General features: G+C 70.0%; 7 protein-coding genes. 3 read left to right on the forward strand and 4 right to left on the reverse strand.

All coding sequences use genetic code 11. The features are described from left to right. From H5J33_RS19880 to H5J33_RS19890, 3 genes are all read right to left on the reverse strand, one after another. Nucleotides 1-433 (reverse strand): ATP-binding cassette domain-containing protein (locus H5J33_RS19880; RefSeq protein WP_181796279.1); only part of this gene is annotated, 433 nt, incomplete at its 3' end. Between the two features lie 190 nt (nucleotides 434-623). Beyond that, complete coding sequence (locus H5J33_RS19885) at nucleotides 624-1,988, reverse strand: aspartate aminotransferase family protein (protein WP_181796280.1); 1,365 nt, start codon at nucleotides 1,986-1,988, stop codon at nucleotides 624-626. A gap of 2 nt (nucleotides 1,989-1,990) precedes the next feature. Next, nucleotides 1,991-2,512: an Lrp/AsnC family transcriptional regulator gene (locus H5J33_RS19890; protein ID WP_030785039.1), complete on the reverse strand. Its 522-nt coding sequence runs from the start codon at nucleotides 2,510-2,512 to the stop codon at nucleotides 1,991-1,993. A gap of 170 nt (nucleotides 2,513-2,682) precedes the next feature. On the opposite strand from H5J33_RS19890, the gene H5J33_RS19895 reads away from it, so the two are divergent. From H5J33_RS19895 to H5J33_RS19905, 3 genes are all read left to right on the forward strand, one after another. Continuing rightward, nucleotides 2,683-4,122 carry a gamma-aminobutyraldehyde dehydrogenase gene (locus H5J33_RS19895; protein ID WP_181796281.1) on the forward strand — a complete coding sequence of 480 codons (1,440 nt, stop codon included), beginning with the start codon at nucleotides 2,683-2,685 and terminating at the stop codon, nucleotides 4,120-4,122. Between the two features lie 180 nt (nucleotides 4,123-4,302). Continuing rightward, complete coding sequence (locus H5J33_RS19900; RefSeq protein ID WP_181796282.1) at nucleotides 4,303-5,496, forward strand: PotD/PotF family extracellular solute-binding protein; 1,194 nt, start codon at nucleotides 4,303-4,305, stop codon at nucleotides 5,494-5,496. A gap of 36 nt (nucleotides 5,497-5,532) precedes the next feature. Continuing rightward, nucleotides 5,533-6,018: a hypothetical protein gene (locus H5J33_RS19905; protein ID WP_181796283.1), complete on the forward strand. Its 486-nt coding sequence runs from the start codon at nucleotides 5,533-5,535 to the stop codon at nucleotides 6,016-6,018. A 22-nt stretch (nucleotides 6,019-6,040) separates the two neighbouring features. Here the strand turns inward: H5J33_RS19905 and H5J33_RS19910 are convergent. Beyond that, nucleotides 6,041-6,226: IclR family transcriptional regulator C-terminal domain-containing protein (locus H5J33_RS19910; RefSeq protein WP_220212535.1), on the reverse strand; the 186-nt coding region annotated here is incomplete at its 5' end.

Here is a 6,226-nt window from a genome sequence, read left to right on the forward strand (position 1 = left end):
TCAGCTGCTCCAGGGCCCGGTCGCCCACGTCCAGGCGCTCCAGCCACTCCAGCGCGGACACCTTGGCCCGGTGGCGGCCGGCGCCGCGCAGCATCAGCGGGAGGGCGGCGTTCTCCCAGACGTTCAGCTCGGGGACGAGGACGGGCTCGGGCTCGATCCAGGCGAAGCGTTCGCGGCGCAGCCGTTCGCGGGCGGTGGGGCCGAGGGTGTGCAGGGGGGAGCTGTTGAACCAGACCTCGCCGGAGCCTACCGGCAGCAGGCCGGACAGACAGCGCAGCAGGGTGGTCTTGCCGCTGCCGCGCGGTCCGCCGACGGCGAGGATCTCGCCCTGGCGCACGCCGAGCGAGACCCCGGTCAGACCGGGGGAGCCGTCGCGGTGCGTGAAGTGCAGGGAGCGTGCCCAGAGCACGTCGTTGTCCGGTGGGGCCTCCATGGCGTACACCTCGGTTCTGATCCGTTTTCCCGTGGTTCGTTCCCCCGAGCGGGTGAACGAAGGCTGGGCCGACCGGTCACTGGCACGCTAGGCAGGTCCCGGACGGGAGCCCGGACAGCACGCGGCCCCGGGCCGCCGTTCTCACTCGAACGGGCGGCGCCGGGGCCGGCTCGGTCATCCGGTCGGATGATCAGAGCTTGGTCCACGCCTCCGTGAGGGTGGCCCGCAGGATCTGCTCGATCTCGTCGAAGGTCTCCTGGGTGGAGATCAGCGGCGGGGCGAGCTGGATGACCGGGTCGCCGCGGTCGTCGGCACGGCAGTACAGACCGTTGTCGAACAGCGCCTTGGAGAGGAAGCCGTACAGGACGCGCTCGGTCTCCTCGTCGTTGAAGGACTCCTTGGTGTTCTTGTCCTTCACCAGCTCGATGCCGTAGAAGAAGCCGTTGCCGCGGACGTCGCCGACGATCGGCAGGTCGTGCAGCTTCTGCAGGGTCTGCAGGAAGGCGCCCTCGTTGTCCAGCACGTGCTGGTTGAGGCCCTCGCGCTCGAACAGGTCGAGGTTGGCCAGGCCCACCGCGGCGGAGACCGGGTGGCCGCCGAAGGTGTAGCCGTGCAGGAAGGTGTTGTCGCCCTTGTAGAACGGCTCGGCGAGGCGGTCGGAGATGATGCAGGCGCCGATCGGGGAGTAACCCGAGGTCATGCCCTTGGCGCAGGTGATCATGTCCGGGACGTAGCCGAACTTGTCGCAGGCGAACGTGGTGCCGAGGCGGCCGAAGGCGCAGATGACCTCGTCCGACACGAGCAGCACGTCGTACTTGTCGCAGATCTCGCGCACGCGCTGGAAGTAGCCGGGGGGCGGCGGGAAGCAGCCGCCGGCGTTCTGCACCGGCTCCAGGAAGACCGCGGCGACGGTGTCCGGGCCCTCGAAGAGGATCTGCTGCTCGATCTGGTCGGCGGCCCAGCGGCCGAAGGCGACCGGGTCGTCACCGAAGAGCGTCGCGCGGTAGATGTTGGTGTTCGGCACCTTGTGCGCGCCCGGCACCAGCGGCTCGAAGGGGGCCTTCAGGCCCGGCAGGCCGGTGATGGACAGGGCGCCCTGCGGGGTGCCGTGGTAGGCGACCGCGCGGGAGATGACCTTGTGCTTGGTGGGCTTGCCGACCAGCTTGAAGTACTGCTTGGCGAGCTTCCAGGCGGTCTCGACGGCCTCGCCGCCGCCGGTGGTGAAGAAGACCTTGTTCAGGTCGCCGGGGGCCTCGTTGGCCAGGCGCTCGGCCAGCTCCACGGCCTTCGGGTGGGCGTAGGACCACACCGGGAAGAAGGCCAGTTCCTGGGCCTGCTTGGCGGCGGTCTCGGCGAGTTCCGTGCGGCCGTGACCGGCCTGGACCACGAACAGACCCGCGAGACCGTCGAGGTAGCGCTTGCCCTTGTCGTCGTAGATGTAGGTGCCCTCACCCCGGACGATGGTCGGGACGGGGGAGTTCTCGTACGAGGACATGCGGGTGAAGTGCATCCACAGGTGGTCGTACGCGGTGCGGCTGAGGTCCTTGGTGCTCACGGTTATCGGGTTCCCCACATGTAGGTCTGCTTCTTGAGCTTCAGGTAGACGAAGCTCTCGGTGGAGCGCACCCCGGGCAGGGCCCGGATGCGTTTGTTGATGACGTCCAGCAGGTGGTCGTCGTCCTCGCAGACGATCTCGGCGAGGATGTCGAACGAGCCCGCGGTCATCACCACGTACTCGACTTCCGACATGTCAGTCAGCGCGTCCGCGATCGACTCGACATCGCCCTCGACGTTGATCCCGACCATCGCCTGCCGGCGGAAGCCCACGGTGAGCGGGTCCGTGACGGCGACGATCTGCATCACGCCCTGGTCCAGCAGCTTCTGCACGCGCTGGCGCACGGCCGCCTCGGACAGGCCGACGGCCTTGCCGATCGCGGCGTACGGCCGGCGGCCGTCCTCCTGGAGCTGCTGGATGATGGCGAGGGAGACGGCGTCCAGCTGGGGACTGTTGCCGTTCCTGGACTCGCGGGACGAGTCCCTCTGGTCTGCGCTTCGACTGGCCACGACCTCACTGTGCACCAGGTCTCGACAGTTTTGCAAGGCCTAATCGATGAAATCCGTTGTTTAAGAGACGCGACCTTGCGGATTTCGCAGATCGAACGCCGGTGGGGGTGTTGAAAACGTGGGTACGGCGATTAGGGTGGGTGTCTCAGCGATTGGACAGCCAGAACCAGATCAGGAGGCCGGCAGTGAGCACCGAGCTGCGTCGTCTGCGCAACTACATCGACGGTGAGTTCCGGGACGCCGCCGACGGACGGACCACCGAGGTGGTCAACCCCGCGACCGGCGAGGCGTACGCGACCGCGCCGCTGTCCGGGCAGGCGGACGTCGACGCCGCCATGGAGGCCGCCGCCCGCGCCTTCCCGGCCTGGCGGGACACCACGCCCGCCGAGCGGCAGAAGGCCCTCCTGAAGATCGCCGACGCGTTCGAGGAGCGCGCCGAGGAACTGATCGCGGCCGAGGTGGAGAACACGGGCAAGCCCATCGGGCTGACCCGCTCCGAGGAGATCCCGCCGATGGTCGACCAGATCCGCTTCTTCGCGGGCGCGGCCCGGATGCTGGAGGGCCGCTCGGCCGGCGAGTACATGGAGGGGATGACCTCGATCATCCGCCGTGAGCCGGTCGGCGTCTGCGCGCAGGTCGCGCCGTGGAACTACCCGATGATGATGGCCGTGTGGAAGTTCGCCCCGGCCATCGCGGCGGGCAACACGGTCGTGCTGAAGCCCTCGGACACCACCCCCGCCTCCACGGTCCTGATGGCCGAGATCATCGGCTCCGTCCTGCCCAAGGGCGTCTTCAACGTCATCTGCGGCGACCGCGACACCGGCCGGATGATGGTCGAGCACGAGATCCCGGCGATGGCCTCCATCACCGGCTCCGTGCGCGCCGGCATGTCGGTGGCCGAGTCCGCCTCCAAGGACCTCAAGCGGGTCCACCTGGAGCTGGGCGGCAAGGCCCCGGTCGTGGTGTTCGAGGACACCGACATCGCCAAGGCCGTCGAGGACATCTCCGTGGCGGGCTTCTTCAACGCCGGCCAGGACTGTACGGCGGCGACCCGCGTCCTCGTCCACGAGTCCGTCCACGACGAGTTCGTGGCCGCGCTCGCCAAGGCCGCGGCCGAGACGAAGACCGGGCAGCCGGACGACGAGGACGTCCTGTACGGCCCGCTGAACAACCCCAACCAGCTCGCGCAGGTGGCCGGCTTCATCGACCGCCTCCCGGCCCACGCCAAGGTCGAGGCGGGCGGCCAGCGGGTCGGTGACAAGGGCTACTTCTACGCCCCGACCGTCGTCTCCGGCCTCCGGCAGGACGACGAGATCATCCAGAACGAGGTCTTCGGCCCGGTCATCACCGTCCAGTCCTTCACCGACGAGGACCAGGCCGTCGAGTACGCCAACGGCGTGCAGTACGCCCTCGCGTCCTCGGTGTGGACCAAGGACCACGCCCGCGCGATGCGCATGTCCAAGCGGCTCGACTTCGGCTGCGTGTGGATCAACACCCACATCCCGCTGGTCGCCGAGATGCCCCACGGCGGCTTCAAGAAGTCCGGCTACGGCAAGGACCTGTCGGCGTACGGCTTCGAGGACTACACGCGCATCAAGCACGTGATGACGTCCCTGGACGCGTAAGCACCGCGGACACCGGCACGGCCCCGGACGGGTCTCACCTTCCCGTCCGGGGCCGTGCCGTCTCCTTCCCCCGGCGGTCACGGGCGCGGGCGAGGTGATCGACAAGGTGTCGGGCGGGCGCCGGACCGCTCGACGCAGCGTCGATTGCCGCTCCGGGCGGCGAAACGGCATGCTTCCGGGGTGCCCCAGACTTCCTCTCCCGCCTCCGCGCCGTCCCGCCGTTCCCTGCTCGCCGCCCTCGGCGCCACCGTCGCGCTCGGTGCGCTGTCCGGGTGCGGGGTGCCCGCCGCGTACATCAAGCCCGCGGACCGCTCCGCGCCCGACGAGTCCGCGGCCGACAAGAGGCTGACCTGGGCCAACTGGCCGCTGTACATCGACACCGACGACGACAACCCGAACCGGCGGCCCACCCTGGAGGGGTTCGAGAAGCGCACCGGGATCTCCGTCGACTATGTCGAGGAGATCAACGACAACGACGAGTTCTTCGGCAAGATCAGCCCCTCGCTGATGAGCCACCGGCCCACCGGCCGGGACCTCATCGTCATAAGCGACTGGATGTGCGCCCGGTACGTCCGGCTGGGCTGGGTCCAGGAGATGGACCGCGCCCACCAGCCCAACGTGGCACGCAACCTGGACCCGCTGCTGCGCTCGCCCGCCTTCGACAAGGGCCGCCGTTTCACCGTGCCGTGGCAGTCCGGGATCACCGGCATCGCCTACAACCGCCGCAAGCTCGGCCGGGACATCCGGCACGTGAAGGACCTCTGGGCGCCGGACCTCAAGGGCCGGGTGACCCTGCTGTCCGGCATGGACGAGGCGTTCGCGCTGCTCATGCAGGGCGACGGCGTGGACATCACCCGCTGGACCGCGGACGACTTCCACCGGATGTGCGACCGGGTCGAGCGGGAGGTGCACCGGGGCCAGATCCGCCGCTTCACCGGCAACGACTACACCAAGGACCTGGTCAGCGGGGACGTACTGGCCTGTCAGGCGTACTCCGGCGATGTCATCCAGCTCCAGGCGGACAACCCCGACATCCGCTTCGTCGTCCCCGAGGAGGGCGCCGAGCTGTGGTCGGACTCGCTGATGATCCCCGACCGGGCCCGGCACAAGGCCAACGCCGAGCGGCTGATCGACTACTACTACCGGCCCGAGGTCGCCGCGAAGCTCGCCGCCTGGGTCAACTACGTCTGCCCGGTCCCGGCCGCCCGGGAGGTACTGGCCGCCGACCCGGACAAGGACACCGCGGCCCTCGCCGACAACCCCCTGATCTTCCCGGACCCCGTGATGCGCGAACGCCTGGCCGTCGCCCGCGACATCACCTCCGCGGAACGCCCGGAGTTCACCCGGCGCTGGAACGGCATCGTGGGCCTGTGAGCCGCCGGCCGCGCCCGCGCGGGGCAGGATGAGCCCATGGTCAAGGACACGAACGAGGGCGAGGACTTCCCGTTGCCGCGCGGGGCGACAGGGTTCCTCGGCCCCGGCGACACCGGCCCGCTTCCCGCGACGGACCCGCGAACGTTCCGCGCCGCCCTGTACACGGCCGCCCGGGTCGCCGGGGGCGCGGTGGGCGAGGTGGAGGAGCGGGCCTACCCCCGCACGTTCCACACCGCGTCGGTCCTCGACCGCGCGGGCGAGACCGTCGTCCTGTGCCACGCCCACCACCCCTGGATCGCGTTCGCCGCAGAACGCCGGGACTGGTACGACGAGGAGTTCCTCGCACCGCCCCCATGGGCCCACGCCTTCACCGACGCGGGACTCACCGTGCTCGACCGCGAGCGGCTCACCACGCCGCTGTCCGCCGTGGACACCTCGTCGCTGACCCGCGCCGAGTGGCGTCAGGTCCGCCTCTACGGCCTCACCACGCTGGGCGGAGTGCTCTTCAACGCCTGGGACTGACGGCCCGCCGCGGCCACCTCGCTCACCCCTGCCCGTCCAGCGCGCGGCTCACCGCCGCCGCCGTCCGGCGCACGGCCGGGGCGAGACGGGGGGAGTGGGCGGTGGTCGGGGCGGTCAGGGAGACGGCCGCCACGGGGGTGCCGGACCGGAACACCGGGGCCGCGAAGGACAGTTCGCCCAGGCGGTGCTCCTCGTGGGCCTCGGCCAG

This window comes from Streptomyces sp. WELS2, assembly GCF_013870595.1.
GTDB lineage: Bacteria > Actinomycetota > Actinomycetes > Streptomycetales > Streptomycetaceae > Streptomyces.